Below are 22,333 nucleotides of genomic sequence, written 5' to 3'. Positions count from 1 at the left end.
CGAGTGAACCGGAGCGGGCCGCCGGACGTACTGAACGGCAGGTCGACGATCTTCGGGCCGGGAGCAGCGGGAATGGTGGTCGGGTGGGGGTGACGTACAAGTACTTCGGTGCGCCCGACGGCGCGACCGCGGCCCGCGTCCCGATCTCGATGCGCCCCGAGGAGCTCGGCGGCGACGAGCTCGGCATGAACGGCATGTTCACGAAGATCAAGCCCGAGACGATGGCGGCCATGGTCCTCACGGGCATCGAGGGCGTCCCCCTGCACAAGGTCCCGCCCCTGGAACTGGTCGTCCTGCATCCCGACTACGCGGTGGTCAAACTCCCCATGACGGTCGTCGACCCCCTGCGCGGCATCGGCGAGGAGGCCGTGGGCGCGGCGGCGTTCATCTGGTCGACGGTCCCGGACCGCGGCGGCCCCCGGGACGCGTTCAACGTCTACCAGCTGCTGCACGAGTGGCAGGACTTCAGCCACCGGCTGCATGAGGCGGGGCATCAGCCTTATTGCTTGGTGTGGCCCTGAGCTCAGGTTTCGTGAGGGTCGGGCGGGGTCTTCGGGCCTCGCCCTTTTGCGTGCCGGAGAGAGGCCGTCAGGCGGCCAGGGCACATTGAGGGCACATTGGTTTCGCTGGGGGTGGTGATGTGCCCTGCCCCTCTCCCTCGCCCTGCGGCTCCGCGTCCGTGAAGGCGTCGTCAGACGGACCAGGCTGGTTGACCTCACCAACCGGCCGACCGCGGAGACGCCGGCCTTAGGGACCTACCTCTACCTCCGCGATGTGGCCCTTCTGACGCGGCGCCTGCTGTGGGTCGACGCCGAGCGGAACAGGCTGCATGCCCCATGGATGCCGCGCCAGCCCCCTCCCTTCTCGGCCTCCGTCCGGTCGGCAACCGGCCTGCCTGGGTGGCTTGATGACATCGAATGCCGATCACGCAGCCTGACCTGATGCGAATTTTGCTACGGAGTCCGGCCCGCTGTCCCGCCGGACCGGGCTGCCTCAGACTGCCGCTCCCCCCTTCCCTCGTCCGCGCCGTCCGCGCTCGACGCAGCACACGAACGGTGCGGGCACTCCCCGTATGCGGTGCGCCAGGACGGTGCCTTGTTCGGTCGTCTCGGTGTCCGGCGCCGCCAGGATCAGCCCCTCGCATACGGAAGAGGCGGCGGGCTCGGCTCCGGCGGCGGCCTCGAACTGGAAGGCGCTGCTCTGCCGGTCGCCGTCCGCAGAGGTGACGACGCGGGAAAGCGTATGAACACCCGGACGCAGCGGGGCGACGGCGGCACAGGCCACGATGTCACCGGCCAGAACGGGCCGGCCGACGGGCGAGGCGTCACCTCCGGGTCCGGGACGAACAGGGCGTTCCGTCGCCCGCCGTGTGGGCTCACGTCGGCCCGTGATCCGCCGAACGAGAACGACCGAAGCGAGGTGCGGCAGCGGTCGGGCTCAGGGCGCTGGCCGACTCCCTAGGTCAGGAGCGGAGAGGCGGCAGGAGCGAACGACGGCGACCACACTCGCTGACACAAGCCCGGCCACCCAGCCGCCGAGTCGGCTCAGGGCGTCCAGGGCGGACCCCGTTCCCTCGGCACCGCGCGGCGGCACCCGCCCCTCCACGTCGTACACGACGGTGATCGCGTCACCGGGCCGGGTGGTCCGCTCGCAACCGCGCCAGATGCGGACCTTGACGGGGACGCCGTCCCGGTCGATCACCGAGCAGAGGTAGCGGCGACCGCCCGGGGCGTCCACGGAGGCACTCTCGACCGAGGTCACCTCCACGGGCTCCGCGCGCCCCCGCTCGGCCAGCACGAAACCCGCCGCGGCCTGGGGCGTCTGGAGGGCGAGGCCGACCGCGAGCACCGCGACGGCGCCGATCAGCGCACGTCCTGCCCGCACCCCGCACAGATACAGGACGAGCACGGCGGCGCACACCAGACCGCCCTCGCCGGCGGCCAGTCCGGGGATCCCGTACCAGGCACCGGCGACCGCACTGCCGATGATCGCGACAGCTGCCGAACACCCCGCCAGGATTCCCCTGACCGTCAGCCGGAGCGGTGGCGGCCCGACGAACTCGGCCGGCCCCCACACTGTGCTGCGTAGGCGCACCATCAGGTGCGGTTCCGCACCGGTGGCAGAGTGCCGTTCACGCCGCATGTGGCCACCCCCTCCGCCTCGCTTCGGCCTCCGCCATCCTGGTCCGCGCGGGTACGCACCGCACTGCCCCTCGCCGGACAGGCACATGGGGTCCGCGTTGCCGGGATCCGGCAGCGGGACCGGTTCCCTTTCCCTTCACGATTCCCTTGCATTATGCAAAACGGACGGCAGGCGGAGAAGAGCGGCCGGGTGCGCGTCAGGCGTCGCCGGCGACGGGCACGTCCATCGCCCACCCCAGCGGGTGGGATTCCGTGTCGTCCTGAGCCGGAGCGAGAGGCTCTCCCCCGGCTTCGTTGAAGGCTGCCAGAGCCTCGATGAGGGCCAGTCGCTGTGTCGGGGTGAGCCGCTCCACGATCTCGGCGATCGCGGTGCGACGGCGCGCGGTGACGTCCGCGACCGTGCGGCGGCCTTCCTCCGTGAGCTGGAGCAGCGTCTCCCGGCGGTTGGAGGGGTTGGACTTCCGGTCGGCGAGCCCGGCGGCGATCAGCCGGTCGACCATCCGCATGGCGGTGGACGGGGCGACCTGGAGCAGGTCGGCGAGCGCGACGAGCTTGGTGGCGCCGCGTGTGGACAGCACCACGAGCATTCTGAACTGCGGGAGCGTCACCCGTTCCTCGACAGCGGCGAGGGAGCGCGCGGAGACCCCCACCAGCAGGCGGGAAGCGGTCAGCACCGACCGGGTCACCACATCCACGTCGTCCATCGTCCCCGCGGGGGTCTCACGCTCCGGCATGCGTCCTTTCTACCGTGCGGAAGTGCCTGCTCACTCACGTGATGGGAACAGATTTGCCTTCCCCATGACCCTCGCCATGCCCGTGGTAGCGCAGCAGGAGCATCGCGGCGTCGTCGTGCGGCGGTCCGGCGGAGTGCTGGGCGAGATCCTCCCGCAGTGCCTCCAGGGCCCGGTGCGCGTCAGGATCCTTCAGCAGGTGCGCCCGCTCGTCGACGGGATAGAAGCGGCCCTCGTCGTCCCGAGCCTCGGTGACGCCGTCGGTGTACAGCAGCAGCTGCTCGCCCGGCGCGAAGCCCACCCGGTACGGCTTCGGGGCATCGCTTCCGTGCGCCCCGAGGCCCAACGGCAGTGCGAAGAGGTGCGGTTGCGGAAAGTCGACCGCGCCGTCCGCGCGCACGATCATCGGGGGCGGATGCCCGTAGTTGAGGAAGACCGCCTCGTGAGCCGTATCGATCTCGGCGAGGATCGCGGTGACGAACTTCTCGCCCTCCAGCTCCCGGGCCACACTCCGCTCCAGGCGCTCGCCCACCCCCGACAGGTCGGCCTCGTCGTACGCCGCCTCCCGGAAGGCGCCCAGCACCACCGCCGCCGTCTCCACCGCGGCCAGGCCCTTGCCCTGGACGTCTCCGACGATGACCCGGACGCCGTGGGGGGAGGCCACCACCTCGTAGAGGTCCCCGCCGATCCGGGCCTCGGCGACCGCCGACGTGTACGAAACCGCCGCCTGCAGCGGCCCCGCAGTCAACGGCACCGGCCGCAGCAGCACCCGCTGGGCGACCTCCGCGATCGACCGCACACTGGCCAGCTCCGCCTCCCGGTGCGAGCGCATCACCGCGGCCGCGACACCCACACCGGTGACGCCGGCCACGGAGGCCAGCGCGGTGTAGCCCCGGCGCCCGTCGAACAGCCCGTCGTACAGCCCGAGCGCGACGCACAGCACGAGGGCCGCGAGCCCGAACCCGGCCGTGCGGCGCCACCCCCCGACCAGCCCGGCGAAGGCCGGTCCGAGAGAGACCAGCGGCAGGAAGCCGACACTTGGTCCCGCCACGAGGTCCGTCACCGCGACCACCGCCATCACCACGATCGGCATGCAGGACAGCAGCGTCCAGCTGGACGGCGGCTTCCGGTCGGTCATGCGGCACTCCTGCGATGTCGCGGCTGTCGAGAGCCGCCGGTCTTCCCCACAGGCGCCCCTCCCCCAACCTTTAGACTATGCAAAGGTGGCTTCCGCGACAGGCCCCCCGCCCGGGGGTCTTTACCCAATCGAGTCCGAGAGACGACATTCCCGACACGTGGAAGGTCCGGCCATGACCGACAGAGAAGCCGCGCACAGCCGTGTCGGCGGACCTGACCGGGACGCACCCGGGCACTCGTGAATCGGGAAAATCCCGCAAGAACCCTGGCGATCACATTTTGCACTGTGCAATTATCGGCGGCCGGGGGTCGGTCGAAGGCCGATCGGGCACAGGACAACCCTCCGGCCGCCGGCCGGCCCCCTCACAGGCTGCGGCGGCCTCCGACCACGCGACCCCTCCCAGGAGGAAAAGGGTGTGAACACCCCAGATCCAGACAGCCGAAGAACGCCGCTCGACCCGGAGGCCATGCCGCCCGGCGCCGGTGACGTCTGGCTGAAGTTCCTGGCGGACGACGAGCGGGCCATCCGCGCGTCCGCCCCCAAGGAGCCCTCCGCGCAAGAACGAGCGGCCGGTCGACCATCCCGTCGTCTCGATCCCCGTCGGCAGAACACGTACCGTCCGCGTCCGGATCGCCCGTCGGCCGACGCCAGGACGGAGGCCGTGGGTGAGCTGTGGCAGCCCGACGGTCCACGTCCGGCATGGCGGGAACTCGACGGCCCCGCCAGGCTCCGCCGAACCGGCCGTGTGATCGCGACGGTCGCAGCCATCGGCCTGGCTGTCGGGGCCTGGTCCCTGCTGTCCACCACGGCGGGTGCCCCGGGCGACGGGCCGGGCGGCAGCACCGTGCAGGAGGTCGAGGAGGCGCCGGACGCCATCCCCACGACCGGCCCCGGGCCCAGTGCCGTGGCGCCGACACCGACCGCCCCCATCGGGTGAAGAAGCCCTCGCCCTTCCGGAACCCGGCAACCAACGGCGCGCCAGGATGCGCATCAAGAACATGTCAATGCCGCGTCAAGAACCTGTAAGGTTCCCAGCGGTGTGCCGGGAAGTCTGGTCGGCGGTCTGAGGACAAGTCTCTTCGCCGATCGGGGGTTCTGGTCATGGTGCTCATCGTGGTCTTCGGGGTGGCGCTGCTCATCGCGGTGCTGCTGTCCGGGCTCGCTGCACGGACCGTGCTGTCCACGTCCTTCCTCTTCCTCGTCGGCGGCGCCCTCGTCAGCGACGGGTTCCTCGGCCTGATCCACATCACGCCGGACAGCGGGATCGTGTCCGTCACCGCCGACCTGGCGCTGTTCGCGGTGCTGTTCACCGACGGCATGCACGTCTCCTTCCCCAAGCTGCGGGAGAACTGGCGCAACCCGGCCCGCGCGCTCGGACTCGGCATGCCGCTGGCGTTCATCGGCATGGCGCTGATCACGCACTTCCTGGTGGGCCTGGACTGGACGACGTCCTTCCTGGTCGGCGCGGTGCTCGCGCCCACCGACCCGGTGTTCGCCTCGGCCATCGTCGGCCGCAAGGAAGTCCCCTCGAAGCTGCGGCAGTTGCTCAACGTGGAGAGCGGCATCAACGACGGGCTCGCCCTGCCGGTGGTCCTCGTCCTCATCGCCGCGGCCGGACCGACGTCCGGACACGCCGAGGCGTCGCTCGGGAAGATCGCGCTGGAGCTGGTCCTCGGCCTGGTCTTCGGCGTGGTCCTGCCCTACGTGGTGATCGAGCTCGTACGGTTCCGGCTGCTGGGCGCCGAGCCCAAGCTCCAGCCGCTGCTGCCCCTGGCCATCGGCGTCATCCTGTATGCCCTGTGCCACCTCACGCACGCCAACCCCTACCTCGCCGCGTTCTCCGCGGGGGCGGTTCTCACCGCACGGTCGCTGGAGGCGAAGGAGGCGTTCGAGCCGCTCGGCGAGGCGCTGGCCGAGCTGGCCAAGTTCGCGGCGCTGCTGGTGTTCGGGGCGCTGCTGACGCCGCAGTTGTTCGGCGACCTGTCCTTCGGCGGCTATGTCGCCGTCGTGCTCGCGATCGTGCTGATCCGGCCGGCCTCGCTGCTGCTGTCGCTGCTGGGCACCCGGTTCACCCGGCAGGAGAAGCTCGTCGCAGCCTGGTTCGGCCCGAAGGGCTTCGCCTCTGTCGTATACGGGCTGCTGGTGCTCCAGGCCGGGATCCCCCAGGGCCAGGAGGCGTTCACCCTGATCGCCGTCTGCATCGCCTTCTCGATCATCGCCCACAGCTCCACCGACGTACCGATCGCCCGACTCTTCAAGGTCGAGGACATCGCCGGCATCCCTGGCGACGAATCGGCTCCTGCCGCCGCCCGTGACACCCGTTGAATCGTCAGGCCGTCCCGCTGACTTCGAGGAACCCGATCAGGTAGCCGCACACGGCGGCTACCTGTGAGAGGAACATCGTCACCGTGTGACGGACGAGCCACCGCCCCGGACCGTCCCCGAGACAGGCCCGGGCTGCCGGACCCACACGGGCTCTCCTGCCCTGCTGCCCCGCGAGCGCTGTCCGCAGGGCGCGTCTTCCCGCGGCACTGGTGATCCCGAGCCGTACACCGTGCACATCGCGCACCAGGAGAACGCGCTGCTGCACGCCGCCGGGCGAGAACGTCGTCCACAACCGGACGGAGGTGACCCGGGTCAGATCGACGCTGCGTCGGCCGGTCGGAGTGCGTGCGGTCGACCGGGTCCGCGCATGACGTGCCGGGGGACGCTCCTGGCACAGGTCCGGCAGGAGCACCAGCGCGGTCAAGCCGGCCACCAGGGCCGGTGCCGTGACCAGGAGGCTGCCCTCGGAGAGGGCGCCGAGTGCGAGAGGAAGGGCCGTCACCAGGGCCGTGGCAGCCGCGGCCGTGCGGGCCCGTCGTCGGACGGCCCGGGCCCCGGGCTCGCTCGGGGGCGCGTGCGGATGCCGCACCTCAGCCCCCGCCACCGCCCGGCACCGGCCGTGCGGCGTGCCGGGCCGTGGGGTTCGTGACCAGGTGTCGCGGGTCGCCCGCCCGGTTGATCGCCGTCTCGACGGCCGCGATCCGGTCGGCCAGGAGACCGAGGGCGGCGACGGCCCGGGCGAGTTGGTCGTCCTCGGGGCCGCCGAGCGACTGGGCTCGGACGTGGGCCGCCTTCAGCTCGGTCCAGCGGGCCGACTGCTCGGCGGTGAGAGTGCCGCGCAGTTCGGCCAGCTTGAGGAGATTGGCTTCGGCACCCGTCGTGAGGGTCTGCGCCTCGGCCCGGTACTGGTCCTCGATCAGCGCGGCGAGTTCGAGGTCGTTCATGACGGGCTGGACGCGCTGGGCGATCTTGTTCATGGTGCGGTAGGAGCCCTGGAGCCGGAAGGGCGGTTCCGTGCGGGTCGTGTCCGACTGGGCCGCTGAGGCGATGTACGCCGCGTTCACGGCCAGCACCGTCTCCCGGGCGGTCAGCAGGTGGCGCAGTACGGCCAGGATCCGTTCCAGCTCCGCGGGGGCGTAGGGATGCGTCAGGCGGCCCGCGCGAGCCGTCGGGTCGCCCTGGGCCAGGCGGATGAGCTGGTCGAGGTCGGCGCGGTCGCGGCCGGCGAGCGGGGCGAGGACCGGGTTGGCGGTGAGGGCGTTCTCGATGAAGGACAGCGCGAAGACGTCGTCCTTGCCGGTCAGGACGTCGCCGAGGTTCCACACGTCGGCGCGGTTGGCGAGCATGTCGGGCACCTGGAAGCGGCTGCCGGACTCGGTGTAGGGGTTGCCGGCCATGCAGACGGCGAAGCGTTTGCCGCGCAGGTCGTAGGTGCGCGGTGCGCCGTCCCGCACCCCGTCGATGCGGCGGGTGGCGTCGCAGAGCGGGATGAACTTCTGGAGCAGCTCGGGCGAGGTGTGCTGGATGTCGTCGAGGTAGAGCAGGGTGTTGTTGCCCGCCGCCAGCGCGAAGTTGATCTTCTCGACCTCCTGGCGGGCGGTGGCGTTCGGGGCGTCGGCGGGGTCGAGCGAGGTGACGGTGTGGCCGAGTGCCGGGCCGTCGACCTTCACGAGGATCATCCCGAGCCGGTCGGCGACGTACTCCATGAGGGTCGTCTTACCGTAGCCGGGCGGGGAGAGGAGCAGGAGAAGGCCGCCGGAGTCGGTGCGCTTGGACTCGCCCGTGGTGCCGAGCTGCCGGGCGAGGCTGTCGCCGATCAGCGGAAGGTACACCTCGTCGATGAGCCTGCCGCGTACGAACGCCGGCATCACGCGGGGCCGGTGGTCGTCCAGGCGCAGACGGGTCCGTTCGGCGTCCACCAGGGCTGTCCGACGGTGCTGGTAGGCGCGGTGGCCGGGGGCGTCCTGGGTGCGGAACCGCCGGGTGCGGGCGAGGAGTTCGTCGATCCGGAGCGTGAGGGCGCGATCCGTGATGCGGGGGTGGACGCCGAGGAGGCCCGTGACGGTCTCGGTGAGCGGTGCGTCGGACTCGTAGCGGGTCAGGCCGGGGCAGAGCTCGGCGGCCACCGCCTCGGCGAGGTCGCCCGGGGGGAGGTCGGTGCCGGTGGCGGATGCGTAGGCCGTCAGCCACGCCTCGACGAGTTGCCGGCGGGCTGCCGGGTCGGTGAGGGCGGTGAGGTCGTCGTCGTAGGCCGAGGTGCCCACGGTGCGGCGGAACTTGTCGAGCAGGGTGCGGGTGGAGGCGCTGATGACGAAGCCGGGCGGGCCGCTGGTCAGTTCCTCGAAGAGGTAGGCGGCCGCCGCTTCTCCGCCCGCGACGTCCGCCAGCTCCCGCCGCAGGTCCGCGATCGCGGGCGTCAGGCCGAACGTGTCACGGGCCCGGGCGAGGGACACCGCTCGCCGCGTCCAGTCCTGCCGCTCCTCGGCCGTCGTGCCGTGCGCCCAGAACAGCTGGGCGGTGGCGCGGGCAGCCGGTTCGTGGCGCAGCGGACCGGCGCCCTCGTGCAGGCGCAGCAGCGCGGTGAGGATCGCGGTCGCGTCGTGGTCGTGCACCCCCCGTTCGTAGCCCTCGTCGTACGCCGTCTCGGCGGCCTGCCGCACCAGGGCGCGCAGGTCGGCCGCCGCGAGGGCCTCGGGGCCGTGCTCGTCCAGCAGGCGGGCGGCGAGGTGCTCGGCGCGGTAGACCTCGGGTGACTCCGAGGGCAGGGGACGGTCCCAGTACGGGCGGGTGGCGGTGAAGCCGGGGTCGGTGACCGGGGAGCGGTAGTCGGTGCCGGTCAGGGCGAAGGCGAGGGTGTCGCCGTGCGGGACGAGGGTGAGGTCGAGAGGCTGGGTGGTCACGGCGAAGCGGTGGGCGCCGAAGCGGATCGTGCGGCCGCCGTCGGCGTAGAGGTCGGTGCGGTCGCGCAGGGCGCGCAGGGCGTCCTGGCGGGCGGCCTTGAGGCGGCCGTCCAGCTCCTCCGCCCTGACCTGGTCGCCCAGGTCGCGCAGTTCGCCGGCGACGCGGCGGACCTTGGCGGGCATCGGGTCGGAGGTGAAGTACGTGGTGACGGCGTCCGCGTCCGGCAGGGCGGCGGCCCGGCGGGCGACGGCCCCGAGGACGCGGGCCGCCGACTCGGCCAGGCGCTCGGCGCGCCGGGCGCGGGCGTCGGCGAGGGTCTGCCTGCGGGCGGAGAACGTCTCGTGGATCTCGTCGCGCTTGTCGGCGAGGGTCGCGAGGAAGTCGTCGAACTCGGCGAACCGGGACTCCAGGTTCTCCACCTGCACCAGCAGTCGGGCGAGTTGCTCGTCGCATGCCTCGGGGCTGTCGGCGGCGGTGAGCGCGCCGGTGACGGACTGGCCGAGCAGGGCGAACTCGGCGGCGAACTCGGCTCTTCCCTCTCGGTCGAGGAGTTCGCGGCGTCGGCCGTCGAGAGCGGCGCGGGCGCGGTTGACGCCTCCGAGGACGGTGGTGACACGCTCCAGGATCGCGGTGCGGACGGTGGCGTCGGCGATGTCGAGGCCGGCGACGACCTCGGTCACCGTGCGCAGCCCGTCGGCGAGTTCGTCCATGCGGGCGGCGACGGGCGCCGCCTCGGCCACGGTGGCGATCTCCCCGGCATCGGCGACGAGCCGCTCGACGTCCGCGTGGTGGTCGGCGAAGGCGTCCTCGCGGGCGAGGTGCGCCACGGCGCGCCGGCCGAAGGCGGCGAGGTCGGACGCGGTGGTGGCGGCGAGTTCGTCGATACGGGCGGTGTCGGCGTACCGCATGTCCTTGAGGGTGAGCAGATGGCCCTGCGCGCGGCGCAGTTCGGTCAGGCCGGTCACCCAGTCCGCCGCGCCGCGTGGGGCCTCGCCCCGCAGCCTGCGTACGACCTCGGCGACCCGCGCGGCGGCTTCGGCGAGCGCGTCCTCGGCCTGCTGGGTGAGGGCCTGGACGGTCTCGAACTCGGCCAGGACCTGTCGGGCCGTGTCGCGCAGCTGGGCCAGCGGGGTGTGCAGGTCGCCCAGGTCGGGATCGGCCAGCCAGTGATGGGTGTCCGCCGTCCGGGCGCAGGCGGCCAGCAGCGCCTCGTACACCTCGCGCGTGGGAGTCGTGTCGGCGACGGCTCCGGTGATGGAGAGGCAGTCGGAGATGCCGCGCACCAGGTCGGCGTTGCCGACGCGTGCCAGGGGGCCGCTGCCGGCCGGCTGGGCGGCGGCGTGGGTGTCCGAGACGTACGGGGAGTTCCACAGCTGCACGGGGTGGACGCGCTGCGGTTCGCCGGTGCCGGCCCGCAGGACGACGAGCACGCCGTCGTCGAAGAGCGCCCAGCCCTGGCAGGTCAGGGGGGCTGCCATCTCCTTGCGGATCGTGTTGTACGGCAGGAGGAGGGTGCGGCCCTCCGCGCGCCCGTGGAAGGCGTAGAGCACGTCCTCGCCGTTGGGCGAGCGGATCTCCCGCTCGAACTCCATGCCCGCCGTGTCGAGTTCGTACGTCTTGTGGATGCCGGTGGCCAGGTGGTAGCCGCCCGGGAAGACGATCCCCTGGTCCTCGGGCAGGCGGCGGCACGCCCGGCCGACGGCGTCGAGGCGGACGACGGTCCCGGTGAGGGTGTTGAACACCAGGTGGCGGTCGGTGTCCTCCTTGTAGGGGCGGACGCGCAGCAGGATCAGAGGACCCACGCGTGCGTGCGCGATGTCCGCGTCCGCCAGGGACTGCAACGGCTCGTCGACGGGCTCGGTGTAGACGCCCTCCGCCACTTCGGTGTCGTCGTCGGCCTTGACGGTCAGCACGCCACCGACGGTGGAGACGAACACCTCGCCGCGCACGGAGACATGAGGGTGCCGTCCGAGGACATGGTCCTCACGCGTGCTGTCGGTCCATTCGACGTCGTGGGACGGCGGGAGGACGTGGTCGCGCTCACCCCGCGCGTCGAGGAACCTGGCCTGTCCGTCGTCGGACAGGGCCCAGCGCAGCACCCGCGTGTCGTCCGCCTTCTCGCCGGTGCGGAACACGGCGAGCAGCTTGCCCGTGACGCGCCGCAGCCGGAGCAGGCGGGCCTGTCGGTAGTAGCGGTGCAGCGCGGCGAACTCCCGCAGGAACGCGGGGTCGTCGAGCAGTCCGGGGACGGCGTCGTCGGGCAGCCGTTCCAGGTCGCGGTCGTACAGGGCCAGGACGTCGCCGACGCGGGTGTCCGCCTCCCGGCTCGGGACTCCGTTGCGGCCGAACAGCAGCACCTCGCCCACCGCGACGACGTCCCGGGGCACCGCGGCGTGCTCCGTGCGCAGTCGCTCGCTGCCGGCGATCTCGAGCCTCGTCGAGCCGAACTCCTCGCTCCGGCGGGCGTTGAGCGCCTCGGCGCGGCGGGCGAGTTCGGCGGCCTGCGCGGTGAGGCGGTCGCGCAGCACCTCGTACGCGCCCGCGTCCACGGGGTCGTACGTGCCGGTGTGCGGGGCGGTCGTCATGGCATGCCTCTCAGGATGTCGGGGGACCCGGTCCGCAGCCGCCGTCCCCTGTGCGGCGGCTGCGGACCGGGAGAGCGGGTCAGGCGTGGACGGCGCTGCCGTTCAGGGCGGTGAGCGGCTTGTCCGCCAGGCCCAGCTCGCCGGCCCGGTCGAGCAGCCGCTGGAGCTGCCCCGCGTCGGTCCCGCCGGTCTTCATCAGCTTCATCAGCAGGGCCGAGACGGTCAGGTTCTGCACGTCGGCCGTGGAGACCGAGCCGAGGATGCGGCCCAGGTCGTCGGTGAAGCTGGAGGTGCCGTCCAGCCAGGGCCGGGCCAGGGCCTGCGCGGTCTCGGAGTGCTGGACGAACCCGTCGACGCTCTTGCCGAGCGCGATCGAGGACATCAGCCGGTCGAAGAAGACCGACTCGCCGCCGACGATGTTGATGTCGGCGTTCTCCAGCCCGGTGGCGAGCACCGTCGCCTGCGCCTCGGCGACCTGCCGCTGCACGTCGAGTCCGGCGAGGCGGATCTCCTTGTCCGCCTGGATGCGCAGCCGGTACTCCTCGTGGCCGCGCGAGGCGTCGTCGAGGGCGGCCATGGCGGCGGCCTTCTGGGTCAGTCCCTCGGCCTCGGCCTTGAGCTTCTCGCCGATGGCCGCGGCGTCCGCGAGGGCCTGGGCCTGCGCGCCTTCCGCCTCGGCCCGCAGCCGGGCCTCGGTGGCGGCGGCTTCCGCGCGGCCGGCCTTCTCGGTGACGTCGGCTTCCTTGTCGCGGACCTGGACGGCGGCGAGCCCCTCGGCGGCCGCCTCGGCCTGGATGCCCTCGGCGAGGCGGACCTTGGCCCGCGCGTCGAGGTCGGCCGTCTTCAACCGGGCCTCGGCCAGGGTCAGTTCCTCGGACGCACGGTGCGTGGCGGCCTGTTCGGCGGCCTCGGCGGCCTTGATGTCCTTGACCAGCTTCTCCTGCGCCTCGGCCTCGGCGGCGATGATCACGGCCTGCCGCTGCCGCTCCGCCTCCTCCACGGCCCGCAGCTTCTTGATGGACTCCTCCTGCTCGGCGACCGTCCGGTCCACGGCGACACGCTCGCGGATGACCTCGGCGATGTCCCGCTTCTCCGCCTCGACCTCCTTCTCGGCGGCGATCCGGGTCAGCTGCGTCTCCCGTTCCCGGCCGATGACTTCGAGGAGCCGGTCCTTCTCGATGCGCTCGCTCTCGACGGCGATGACCCGCTCGCGGTTCTTCGCGGCGACGGCGATCTCGCGGGCCTGGTTCTCGCGCTGCACGCCGAGCTTCTCCTCGGTGGCCAGGAAGGCGCCCTGGGCCCGCAGCCGCTCCTCCTCCACCACCCGCGCCGTCTCGGCCTCTTCCCGGGCCCGTACGGTCGCGATCTCGCGCTTCTGCTTGATCTCCGCATCCGCCTGCCGGCGCTCCAGCTCCAGGATGGCCTCGCGGGCGTCGACGTTCTGCCGGGTGATCTCCTTCTCCTCGTGCCGCTGGAACTCGTTGGTGCGCACGTGCTCCACGGCCGTCAACTCGGTGATCTTGCGGATGCCCTGGGCGTCGAGGACGTTGGCCGGGTCGAGCTGGGAGACCGGCGTCTGCTCCAGGTAGTCGATCGCGGCGTCCTCCAGGTGGTAACCGTTGAGGTCGACGCCGATGACCTCGATGATCCGGTACCGCAGCTCCTCGCGCTTGGTGTACAGGTCGGTGAAGTCCAGCTGCTTGCCGACGGTCTTCAGCGCCTCGGAGAACTTCGCGTGGAACAGTTCCTGCAGCGTGTCCCGGTCGCTGGCCCGCGCGGTGCCGACGGCCTGCGCGACCTTGATGACGTCCTCGACCGTCTTGTTGACCTTGACGAAGAACGTGATCCGGATGTCGGCCCGGATGTTGTCCTGGCAGATCAGGCCGTCCTTGCCGGTCCGGGTGATCTCGATGGCCTTCACCGAGATGTCCATCACCTCGGCCTTGTGCAGCACGGGCAGCACGACCTGCCCGGTGAAGGTCACGTCGACCTTCCGCAGCTTGGAGACGATCAGCGCCTTGCCCTGTTCCACCTTGCGGAACAGCCGCGAGACGAGCAGCAGGGCGAGCAGGGTGACGGCGATGAGCACGCCGACGCCCAGGAGGATGGCATTCATGGCATACGTCCTTGAGGCGTGAAGGAGTCGAAGCGTGAGAGGTCGGCGGCGAGGGCCGACGGGCGCACCGCTCAGGCGGCGTGGTCCGCGCGGTGCCGTGCGCGGCCGCGTGCGGGCGGGCCGGGTTCGTCGGGGAAGAGCCGATGCAGGGGGCGCACGAACAGGCAGGTCAGCCGCCATGCGACGGGCAGCGCCGTGACGGGCCAGATCATGCGCAGCAGCCCGGTGGCGGCACACGGCGGCGCGCACGCGACCAGCAGCAGGACGCCCCCGACGCTCAGGAACCAGGCCACGGCCGTCAGCGTGGAGACCGCCACCGCCACGGGTACTCCGCCCATGCCCCAGGCACGGAGGTTCGCGTCCGCGTCGAAACTGCCCACCGAGGTGACACCGGCGGCTACGAGGAGCCAGAAGCACAGCAGCACGACGAGGGCGGTGGTCAGGAGGATCGTGGGCGGCCCGGTGACGACCGACAGCAACGTCCGCATGCCGTCCCCCTGTCCTGTCCTCGACAACCCGTCAACGTGTCGGCGGCGCATCGCCGGTCCAGGGTTCCGGTGCCGGGCACCTGCCGATGTCCGGCACCGGAATCCCCCCGTAGTGCTCCCCGCGACCCATGCTGCACCCCGGGTGCGCTCCGGCGCATTGCCGGTTCCCGGCAGCGTTGTCTAGGGTCTGCATGCCGGTCAGCCGCTAAGAAGCCGTCAGCGGCGCGTCAAGAACTCGGGGGAACCATGGCGGAGTTGGCGATTCCGGAGCACTATCTGGAGGGCTATGCCCGGATACTGGCCGAGGTCGCGGCCTCGGGTCGGCGCCTCACCCGGGAAGAACTCACCTCCCGGCGGGCCCTGGGAGAACAGGCGGCCGACGCCGGACACGGACTGCGGGCCCTGGTCAACGCGCATCTGACCGCCGCACGCGCCGCATGGCCGGTCGGAGCGGCGTCGGCCGACAGCGTCCTGGCCGCCGTACAGCAGGCGACGGACGCCTTCGCCGAGGGCTTCGAGCGCGCCCAGCGCCAGGCCGTACGGCAGGAGGAGGCCGCACGCCGCGAGTTCATCGACGACCTCCTCTACGGCCGCAGCGACCTCGGACGCCTCGCCGAACGCGCGGAACGCTTCGGCCTGCGTCTCTCACACGCCCACGCCGTCGCCGTCGCCGAGGGCCCGACCGCCTACGAGGAGGGCGATCCCGTCCCGCGCCAGGTGGAACGCGCCCTGATCGCACGCTTCGGCGACCGCAGCATCCTGCTCACCACCAAGGACGGCCGGCTGCTGTGCATCGCCCCCGGCCCCCAGGACGAGGTCCTCGCCCACTTCGCGAAGCAGGCCCATGCCGCCACCGACGGCGGCCGGGTCGCCATCGGCCGCCCCCAGCCCGGCCCCGGCGGTGTCGTGCACTCCTACGAGGAGGCGCTCAACGCCCTGGAACTCGCCGAGCGCCTGGAACTGGAGGACCCGGTCCTGCGCGCCGCCGACCTGCTCGTCTACCCCGTCCTCACCCGCGACCGGCAGGCCATGGCCGAACTCGTCCTCGCCGCCCTCGGCCCGCTCACCACCGCCCGCGGCGGCGCCCAGCCCCTCCTGGACACCCTCACCGCCTATTTCGACTCCGGCTGCGTGGCCGCCGAGGCGGCGCGCCGTCTCACCCTCAGCGTGCGGGCCCTGACCTACCGCCTGGAACGCATCCACAAGCTGACCGGAGCCAACCCGGCCGATCCGGCGCACCGTTACATGCTGCAGACCGCGGTGATCGGCCCAGCCGGCCCGTCCCTCCTTCACCGGCGCGTCGGTCAGCCACACGCGCAGATCCGGGCCGTTGCTGGTGTCGAGGTCCTCCAGCCGTACGACATGGGAACCGTCGGCGAGCCGTACGAGCTTCACACTGCCCGAGGTGGCGTGCTCGTGGCTGATCAATGCGCCGCCCGCGAGCGTCCGGGGCTGGGAAGCCGGGGAAGGCGACGCGGAGGGCGCTCCGGCCTCGGGTGCAGTCGGGGCCACGGCGCTGGGCAGAGCCTCCTGCACGGTCTCGTCCTGCCACAGTTTCCACGGCTGGAACCAGTACAGCCCGAGACCGACGCCTACGACCGCCACCGCCAGCGCGCCGATGACCAGCGGCCTGCCCAGCACCATCCGCATACGTGCCATGCCCTGCCTCATTTCCTGAGAGCTTCCGCAGCTCCCCATTCAACGGGTCAGGACGGCGTCATGACCCCCGCGAGAGATGACGGAACTCTTACGCCGCCGCCATGGCCTATGTGCATGCACGCTCATCAGCTGTCCGGTGAACGGATCTCCAGCCCCGCATAACGGTCCGATATCGCTCGCTGGCATTTTCGAACGTAACTGCCAGTCATGTGACTTGAGTCACCAAAGGAATGGCAAAGGCCGTGGTAGAACTGCGCAACTCCGCAGGTGGCACCGCTCGACGCCACAGTGCGGAGCGGTCGGCATGCACCTGCAGCACGACCCGGGTGATCACTTTCCGCATCCACGGACGGTCCACCCAGCGTCGCCGATCGGACAACGGCGTTCGTTCAGAGACCGCACATCGACCGGCTGCACTTCCCCCGTGCCCCGGGCTCGCACCATCGAGGTAGCAACTGTGTCACTCGACTCCGTCACCCAAAACGTCGACGAAGCCGTCAGCGATTTCTTCGAACCGATAGCCACGTGGCTCAAAGAAGTCGTCTTCTACGCGGTTCCCGTAGGCGGAACGGATCTTCCCCTCATCGTCGCCTGGCTCGTGGTCGCCGGCCTCGTCTTCACCGGCTGGTTCGGCCTCGTGCAGGTCCGTAAGTTCAGACTCGCGCTCGACGTGGTGCGCGGGAAGTACGACGAGAAGGGGTCGGCCGGTGAGGTCAACCACTTCCAGGCGCTGACAGCCGCCGTTTCCGGAACGGTCGGCCTCGGAAATATCGCGGGTGTGGCCGTGGCCGTCTCCTGGGGCGGCCCGGGCGCCACGTTCTGGATGATCCTGTGCGGCCTGCTCGGCATGGCCAGCAAGTTCGTCGAGGTCACACTCGGTGTGAAGTACCGCGAGGTGCACGCCGACGGCACCGTCTCCGGCGGACCGATGCACTACCTCCCGAAGGGTCTCGCGGAGCGCTTCGGCAGCGGCGGCGCCAAGCTCGGCAAGGTGCTCGCCGTCCTCGCCTCGATCATGATCCTCTTCTTCGGTCTGTTCGGCGGCAACCTGTTCCAGACCAACCAGAGCTACGCGCAGATCTCCTCCACCTTCGGCGGCGAGGACGGCTTCCTGGCCTCCTCCGCCGGTGCCGTCCTCTTCGGCCTGGTCGTCTCCGCGCTGGTCGGCCTGGTGCTGCTCGGCGGCATCCGCTCCATCGGCTCGGTCACCAGCCGGCTGGTGCCCGCGATGGCCGGCATCTACATCGTGGCCTGCCTGATCGTCATCCTGACCAACGTCACCGCGGTGCCGGACGCCTTCCAGGAAATCCTGCGGGGCGCCTTCGAGGCCGACGGCGTCGTCGGCGGTGTGCTCGGTGCCCTGATCATCGGTTTCCAGCGCGCCGCGTTCTCCAACGAGGCCGGTCTGGGCTCCGCCCCGATCGCCCACTCCGCGGTCAAGACCAAGCACCCCGCCAGCGAGGGTCTGGTCGCCCTGCTGGAGCCGTTCATCGACACGGTCGTCATCTGCACCATGACCGCGCTGACCATCGTCATCGCCGACCCGGCCAGCTGGGGCGAGGCCCGCGAGGGCAAGGACATCGGCGGCGTCACCATCACCTCCGACGCCTTCGAGACCGTGCTGCCCTGGTTCCCGACCGTGCTCACGATCGCCGTGCTGCTGTTCGCCTTCTCCACCATCCTGACCTGGGGCTACTACGGCCTCAAGGCCTGGTCGTACCTGTTCGGCAAGAGCAAGGTCAGCGAGACCGTCTTCAAGGTCGTCTGGAGCCTGTTCGTGGTCCTGGGCTCCCTGATGTCCCTCGACTCGCTGATCAGTCTCGCCGACTCCGCGCTCTTCCTGCTGTCGGTCTTCAACATCATCGGCCTGTACCTGCTCGCCCCGGTCGTCAAGCGCGAACTCAATTCGTTCCTGGAGTTCGTCCGCGCCCGCAAGGCCGGTGAGATCAGCGACGACGGCGACGAAGACCAGGAGTCGGTGAAGACCACCGTCTGACCGCCCCCGGCGGCCCGGCTCCGGTACGGGCCCGTGCTCACCTCGCGCCTTGGTGGGTACGGGCCCGTACGTCTGCCGCCTACGACCGGCCGCCGGCCTCCGCCCCGTCGCGCCGCCGGTCCAGGTAGCCGATGGCCGGGGTCGCCATGACTCCGTGCAGCACCACCGAGATCACCACGGTGAGGGCCACGGTCGCCCACAGCTCCCGTCCCAGCCCGCCGAAGGAATCCTGCCCCAGCGCGTAGGACAGGTAGAACAGCGAACCGATCCCCCGGATCCCGAACACGGCGACCACGGCACGCTCCTTCTTCCCCACGGCGGTCCCCGCCTGTGCGAGCCACCCGGTCAGGGGCCGTACGGCCAGCAGCACGAGGACGGCGACCACCGCGCCCATCAGCGTCAGGGCGGACAGGGAGTCGGCCACCAGGTATCCGCCGAGCAGGAACAGCAGCACGGCCGTGAGCAACCGCTCGATCTGCTCGGTGAACTCGTGCAGCACTTTGTGATAGCCGTGGCTGCGTTCGGCGGCCCGGATGACGCATGCGGTCACGAACACGGACAGGAAACCGTAGCCGTGCAGCACCTCGGCGAGGCCGTACGAAAGGAAGGTGGCGCCCAGCGCCACGAAGCCCTCCATGTGCTCGGACAGCCGCAGCGCCGACGTGCGCACCCGGAAGAACATCCATCCCAGCAACCAGCCGGCACCGCCCCCGACGGCCAGCCCCACGGCGCACTTGCCCAGCAGGTCGGTCAGTGCCCACGAGCCGATCCACTCCGCCGACCAGCCCGTCCCGGCCGCCGCGGCGAGGGCGATCGCCGCGTAGACGAACGGGAAGGCGAGGCCGTCGTTCAGCCCGGCCTCACTGGTCAGGGAGAACCGCACCTCGTCCTCGTCGCGCTCGGTACCGAGCGGCTCGCCCACGCGCACCTCACCGGCCAGCACGGGGTCCGTCGGCGCGAGCACGGCCCCCAGCAGCAGCGCGGCGGCGGGCGGCCAGTCCAACAGTCCCCAGGCCAGCAGGGCGACGACCGCCACGGTCAGCGGCATCGTGATGCCCAGCAATCGCCACGCGGTGGACCACCGGCGCCACCCGAAGGGCCGGTCGATGGCGAGCCCCGCGCCCATCAGCGACACGATCACACACACCTCGGTGGTGTGCTCCACCCACAGGCGATCGTGAACGGGATCCACGGTCGGCACGCCAACCGGCAGCAACTGGATCAGGACGCCCGCCGCGAGGAAGACCATGGGCAGGGACAGCGGCCGCCTGGACACCACCCGGGGCAGCACGGCAGCGCCCAGTGCCCCCAGGCCCAGACAGACGTACACCGCGTCCGAAAGCGTCACTGCGACCTCCTGCCCGACGCGATCACTACCAGGCCAGGTGTGTACCCCGTCCGCGCCGGCACACCGCCCGAGTACGTCACCGAGCCCGCTGCCTGCCTGTTTGCAGCAGACGAGGGGGGTGGGCCAGACCGGCCTGCTGCGGTTAGGGTGTAAAGAACGCGTCAAGAGGGGCGCGGGGTGTGCCGGGAAGTCTGGTCGGCGTCCGTGGGGCCGTGTGCCCATTTTTCGCCGACACCCCGGAGGTTCGCCGCTTTGGCCGCCACCCCGCCCCGCACCCCGTTCCTCGGTCTTCTCTCCTGGCCCGAACGCCAGGCGGTGGCCCGCGCCCTGCGCACCGAGACCGTGGGCGGACTCGTCCTGCTGGCGGCCGCGGTCGTCGCACTGGTGTGGGCGAACACCCCGCTCAGCGGCGCGTACACCACCATCCGTGACTTCCACTTCGGAATACCCGCACTGGGGCTGGACCTCTCGGTCGGCCACTGGACCTCCGACGGACTGCTGACCGTCTTCTTCCTTGTCGCCGGGATCGAGCTGAAACGGGAACTCGTCGTCGGCTCCCTGCGCACCCCGGCGACGGCGGCGCTGCCCGTCATCGCCGCGGTGTGCGGCATGGCCGTCCCCGCCGCCTTCTACGCCCTCACGGTCACCGTCGGTGGCGGGAGCACGGACGGCTGGGCGGTGCCGATGGCCACCGACATCGCCTTCGCCCTGGCGGTCCTGGCGGTCATCTCCACCCACCTGCCCACCGCCCTGCGGGCCTTCCTGCTGACCCTCGCGGTCGTCGACGACTTGGGCGCGATCCTGATCATCGCCGTCTTCTTCACGTCGGAACTCAACTACTGGGCGCTGGCGGGGGCGTTCGCCGGGCTGGTCGTCTTCTACGTCCTCCAGCGGCGACGGGTGCGGGGCTGGTGGTGGTACGTGCCGCTCGGGGTGGCGATCTGGGCGCTGCTGTACAACGGCGGCATTCACGCCACCGTCGCCGGGGTCGCCATGGGCCTGATCCTGCGCACGGTGCGCGACGAGGAGGAAGAGGAGGCACCCGCGGAACGCACGAGTCATCTGCTGCACCCCTTTTCCGCCGGCGTGTGCGTGCCGCTGTTCGCGCTGTTCGCCGCCGGGGTCAGCGTCTCCGGCGACGCCCTGGGCAAGGTGTTCACCACCCCCGAACCCCTCGGAGTGATCGCCGGGCTCGTCGCGGGCAAGATCATCGGCATCTTCGCCGGCACCTACCTCGCCGCCCGCTTCACCCGCGCCCGGCTCAACCCGGACCTGGCCTGGGCCGACGTCCTCGCCCTGGCCACCCTGGCCGGAATCGGCTTCACGGTCGCCCTGCTCATCGGCGAGCTCGCCTTCCCCGGCACGGCCGTCGGCGAGCACGTCAAGGCCGCCGTCCTGATCGCCTCGCTCACCGCCGCCCTGCTGGCGACCCTGCTCCTGCGCCGCAGGAACGCCGTCTACCGGCGCCTGTACGAGGAGGAGAATCTCGACGCGGACGCCGACGGCATTCCCGACATCTACCAGCGCACGGGGGCCGGCGGTACATGACCTGGCCGCCGCCGCGCCGTCACCCTGTCACCAGCGGCACGAACCGCTCCCCCGGGGTCGCCGCCGGAGCGCTTGAGCTGAGCGGCGAGTGCGTCCGGTTCCAGACCATGAGTCGGGGTGGTGACCGTGGAGGGGGAGGCGGAGGCTGAAGCCATGACAGTCGATGTGACGGTCGAGCGCGTCATCCCGGTACCGCCCGAATGCGTGGCGGCGTACGCCATGGACTGGCGCCACGACGCCGACTGGACCCAGGGCATCCGCACGGCGCAGCTCACCACGGAGGCGGCGGGCGGCGGCTTCGACACCGGTGCCGAGGTCACCCGTACGGCGTACTTCCTGGGCCGACGCATCGACTACGTCCTGCGGGTCGCCGCATACGATCCGCCCCGGCTACTGGACATGGTCTCCGTGGCCGGCCCCATGCCCATGCACGTCACCTACACCTTCGAGCCCGACCCGAGCGGGACGCACGCCCGCATCCGCGTGCGGGGCGGCGCAGGAGGCTTCTACCGACTGGCGGCGCCGCTCCTGGCCCGGCAGGTCCGCGGCAACCTCGCCAAGGACCTGCGCGACCTCGAAGCGAGACTCGTGGCACAGAGGTGAGATGGAGCGCTGGAGGGCCGCCCCCGAGGTCACCGAGAAGCACATGTCCGGCGGGGTGGCGTTCCTGCGCCAGGGCAACATGGCCGTGGGCGTCACCGGTAACGACCTCCTGGGCAGGGTCGGTCCCGACGGGATGGCCGCAGCACTCACCCGGCCGGGGACCCGCGTCTTCGACATGAGCGGCCGCCCGATGCGCGACTGGATCATGGTCGACGGCGCCACGGTCATGGAAGACGACACGCTCGGCGCATGGCTCGACGAGGGTCGCGCCTTCGCCGCAGGTCTGCCACCCAAGTGAGGCAGACCACGGTCGACAGGGGGCCGGTACGGGACACCCCCGGAAGGCGGCTGACCGGCGATCAGCTCAGCGCGTCGTGCGCAGGATGTCGGTCGGCTCGGCGCGGGTGGTGTAGTCGGTGTTGACGAAAGCCCAGCGGATCACGCCGTCGCGGTCGATGACGTGGGTGGCGGGCAGCGGCAGGGTGCGCGGGTGCCCGTCGTTGACGCGCTGGAGGTCGAAGCCGAGCTTGTCGTAGACGGCGGCGAGGTCGTCGGGGAGGTCGAAGGCGAGGCCGAACTGCTTGGCGGTCTCGGAGCCGATGTCGCTGAGGACTTCGAAGGCGAGGTCGTGCTTCTCGGTCAGAGTGAGGGACTCGTCGGGAGCTGGCGCAGGGCCGCTCCTCCGCCCTGTTCGCCGTCCTGGCCGGCTTCGCGGTCGCCCTCATCACCGGGTGCCGCACACCGAAGACCGGCC

15 protein-coding genes and 3 pseudogenes are annotated in these 22,333 nt (G+C 71.3%); 8 read left to right on the top strand and 10 right to left on the bottom strand.

What is annotated here, in order from left to right:
• Positions 1-83: 83 nt before the first annotated feature.
• On the top strand, positions 84-521 hold the full coding sequence (locus OO68_RS38225; RefSeq protein WP_003974483.1) for a hypothetical protein: 438 nt from the start codon (positions 84-86) through the stop codon (positions 519-521).
• Between the two features lie 916 nt (positions 522-1,437).
• Here OO68_RS38225 and OO68_RS38220 read toward each other — a convergent pair.
• The 3 genes from OO68_RS38220 to OO68_RS38210 all read right to left on the bottom strand — a co-directional run bounded on the left by OO68_RS38220 (position 1,438) and on the right by OO68_RS38210 (position 4,010).
• Positions 1,438-2,097: a hypothetical protein gene (locus OO68_RS38220; RefSeq protein ID WP_033314075.1), complete on the bottom strand. Its 660-nt coding sequence runs from the start codon at positions 2,095-2,097 to the stop codon at positions 1,438-1,440.
• Positions 2,098-2,338: 241 nt separating this feature from the next.
• Entirely contained in the window at positions 2,339-2,875 is a 537-nt protein-coding gene (locus OO68_RS38215; RefSeq protein WP_033314031.1) for a MarR family winged helix-turn-helix transcriptional regulator, read from the bottom strand.
• Between the two features lie 34 nt (positions 2,876-2,909).
• Positions 2,910-4,010, bottom strand: coding sequence for a PP2C family protein-serine/threonine phosphatase (locus tag OO68_RS38210; RefSeq protein ID WP_033314029.1), 1,101 nt, complete (start codon positions 4,008-4,010; stop codon positions 2,910-2,912).
• A 415-nt stretch (positions 4,011-4,425) separates the two neighbouring features.
• Here OO68_RS38210 and OO68_RS38205 point away from each other — a divergent pair, with 415 nt between their 5' ends.
• Both OO68_RS38205 and OO68_RS38200 read left to right on the top strand, forming a co-directional pair.
• Entirely contained in the window at positions 4,426-4,947 is a 522-nt protein-coding gene (locus OO68_RS38205; protein ID WP_033314028.1) for a hypothetical protein, read from the top strand.
• A gap of 164 nt (positions 4,948-5,111) precedes the next feature.
• On the top strand, positions 5,112-6,335 hold the full coding sequence (locus OO68_RS38200; RefSeq protein WP_033314027.1) for a cation:proton antiporter: 1,224 nt from the start codon (positions 5,112-5,114) through the stop codon (positions 6,333-6,335).
• 4 nt (positions 6,336-6,339) lie between these two features.
• Here the strand turns inward: OO68_RS38200 and OO68_RS43315 are convergent, their stop codons facing one another.
• The 4 genes from OO68_RS43315 to OO68_RS38180 all read right to left on the bottom strand — a co-directional run bounded on the left by OO68_RS43315 (position 6,340) and on the right by OO68_RS38180 (position 14,425).
• Complete coding sequence (locus tag OO68_RS43315; protein WP_157852817.1) at positions 6,340-6,837, bottom strand: hypothetical protein; 498 nt, start codon at positions 6,835-6,837, stop codon at positions 6,340-6,342.
• 88 nt (positions 6,838-6,925) lie between these two features.
• Entirely contained in the window at positions 6,926-11,821 is a 4,896-nt protein-coding gene (locus OO68_RS38190; RefSeq protein WP_033314026.1) for a DNA repair ATPase, read from the bottom strand.
• Between the two features lie 79 nt (positions 11,822-11,900).
• Positions 11,901-13,937: an SPFH domain-containing protein gene (locus OO68_RS38185; RefSeq protein ID WP_033314025.1), complete on the bottom strand. Its 2,037-nt coding sequence runs from the start codon at positions 13,935-13,937 to the stop codon at positions 11,901-11,903.
• A gap of 71 nt (positions 13,938-14,008) precedes the next feature.
• The gene (locus tag OO68_RS38180; protein ID WP_033314024.1) at positions 14,009-14,425 is read right to left on the bottom strand and encodes a hypothetical protein; all 417 of its coding nucleotides are present in this window, start codon (positions 14,423-14,425) and stop codon (positions 14,009-14,011) included.
• 246 nt (positions 14,426-14,671) lie between these two features.
• Here OO68_RS38180 and OO68_RS38175 point away from each other — a divergent pair.
• A pseudogene (locus OO68_RS38175) lies at positions 14,672-15,694 on the top strand (PucR family transcriptional regulator); the annotation flags it as partial.
• Here OO68_RS38175 and OO68_RS44880 read toward each other — a convergent pair.
• Positions 15,638-16,084 (bottom strand): annotated as a pseudogene (locus tag OO68_RS44880) (DM13 domain-containing protein); the annotation flags it as partial. The pseudogenes OO68_RS38175 and OO68_RS44880 overlap by 57 nt on opposite strands.
• 457 nt (positions 16,085-16,541) lie before the next feature.
• On the opposite strand from OO68_RS44880, the gene OO68_RS38170 reads away from it, so the two are divergent.
• Entirely contained in the window at positions 16,542-18,080 is a 1,539-nt protein-coding gene (locus OO68_RS38170) for an alanine/glycine:cation symporter family protein (protein WP_033314023.1), read from the top strand.
• Positions 18,081-18,159: 79 nt separating this feature from the next.
• Here the strand turns inward: OO68_RS38170 and OO68_RS38165 are convergent, their stop codons facing one another.
• A complete protein-coding gene (locus OO68_RS38165) occupies positions 18,160-19,428 on the bottom strand; it encodes a cation:proton antiporter (RefSeq protein ID WP_033314022.1) in 1,269 nt (422 codons plus the stop codon).
• Between the two features lie 252 nt (positions 19,429-19,680).
• Between OO68_RS38165 and nhaA the strand changes: the two genes are divergently transcribed.
• From nhaA to OO68_RS38150, 3 genes are all read left to right on the top strand, one after another.
• The gene (nhaA, locus tag OO68_RS38160; RefSeq protein ID WP_051814969.1) at positions 19,681-20,976 is read left to right on the top strand and encodes a Na+/H+ antiporter NhaA; all 1,296 of its coding nucleotides are present in this window, start codon (positions 19,681-19,683) and stop codon (positions 20,974-20,976) included.
• Between the two features lie 153 nt (positions 20,977-21,129).
• Positions 21,130-21,579, top strand: a complete 450-nt coding sequence (locus OO68_RS38155) for an SRPBCC family protein (RefSeq protein ID WP_033314070.1) — start codon at positions 21,130-21,132, stop codon at positions 21,577-21,579.
• 1 nt (position 21,580) lies between these two features.
• A complete protein-coding gene (locus OO68_RS38150) occupies positions 21,581-21,877 on the top strand; it encodes a TfoX/Sxy family protein (protein ID WP_033314021.1) in 297 nt (98 codons plus the stop codon).
• Positions 21,878-21,943: 66 nt separating this feature from the next.
• Here OO68_RS38150 and OO68_RS44875 read toward each other — a convergent pair.
• Positions 21,944-22,240 (bottom strand): annotated as a pseudogene (locus OO68_RS44875) (redoxin domain-containing protein); the annotation flags it as partial.
• Positions 22,241-22,333 lie beyond the last annotated feature (93 nt).

Source organism: Streptomyces iakyrus (genome assembly GCF_000717055.1).
Taxonomy (GTDB): Bacteria; Actinomycetota; Actinomycetes; order Streptomycetales; family Streptomycetaceae; genus Streptomyces; species Streptomyces iakyrus.
The sequence above is the reverse complement of the archived record's forward strand: the minus strand, read 5'-3'. Positions and strand labels throughout refer to the sequence as shown.

What these genes read in the sequence shown, in the direction of transcription:
- OO68_RS38150 (WP_033314021.1), top strand. Translation starts at nt 21,581, where the DNA reads ATGGAGCGCTGGAGGGCCGCCCCCGAGGTCACCGAGAAGCACATGTCC.
- OO68_RS38200 (WP_033314027.1), top strand. Translation starts at nt 5,112, where the DNA reads ATGGTGCTCATCGTGGTCTTCGGGGTGGCGCTGCTCATCGCGGTGCTG.
- OO68_RS38220 (WP_033314075.1), bottom strand. Translation starts at nt 2,097, where the DNA reads ATGGTGCGCCTACGCAGCACAGTGTGGGGGCCGGCCGAGTTCGTCGGG.
- OO68_RS38155 (WP_033314070.1), top strand. Translation starts at nt 21,130, where the DNA reads ATGACAGTCGATGTGACGGTCGAGCGCGTCATCCCGGTACCGCCCGAA.
- OO68_RS38185 (WP_033314025.1), bottom strand. Translation starts at nt 13,937, where the DNA reads ATGAATGCCATCCTCCTGGGCGTCGGCGTGCTCATCGCCGTCACCCTG.
- OO68_RS38210 (WP_033314029.1), bottom strand. Translation starts at nt 4,010, where the DNA reads ATGACCGACCGGAAGCCGCCGTCCAGCTGGACGCTGCTGTCCTGCATG.
- OO68_RS38190 (WP_033314026.1), bottom strand. Translation starts at nt 11,821, where the DNA reads ATGACGACCGCCCCGCACACCGGCACGTACGACCCCGTGGACGCGGGC.
- OO68_RS38180 (WP_033314024.1), bottom strand. Translation starts at nt 14,425, where the DNA reads ATGCGGACGTTGCTGTCGGTCGTCACCGGGCCGCCCACGATCCTCCTG.
- OO68_RS38215 (WP_033314031.1), bottom strand. Translation starts at nt 2,875, where the DNA reads ATGCCGGAGCGTGAGACCCCCGCGGGGACGATGGACGACGTGGATGTG.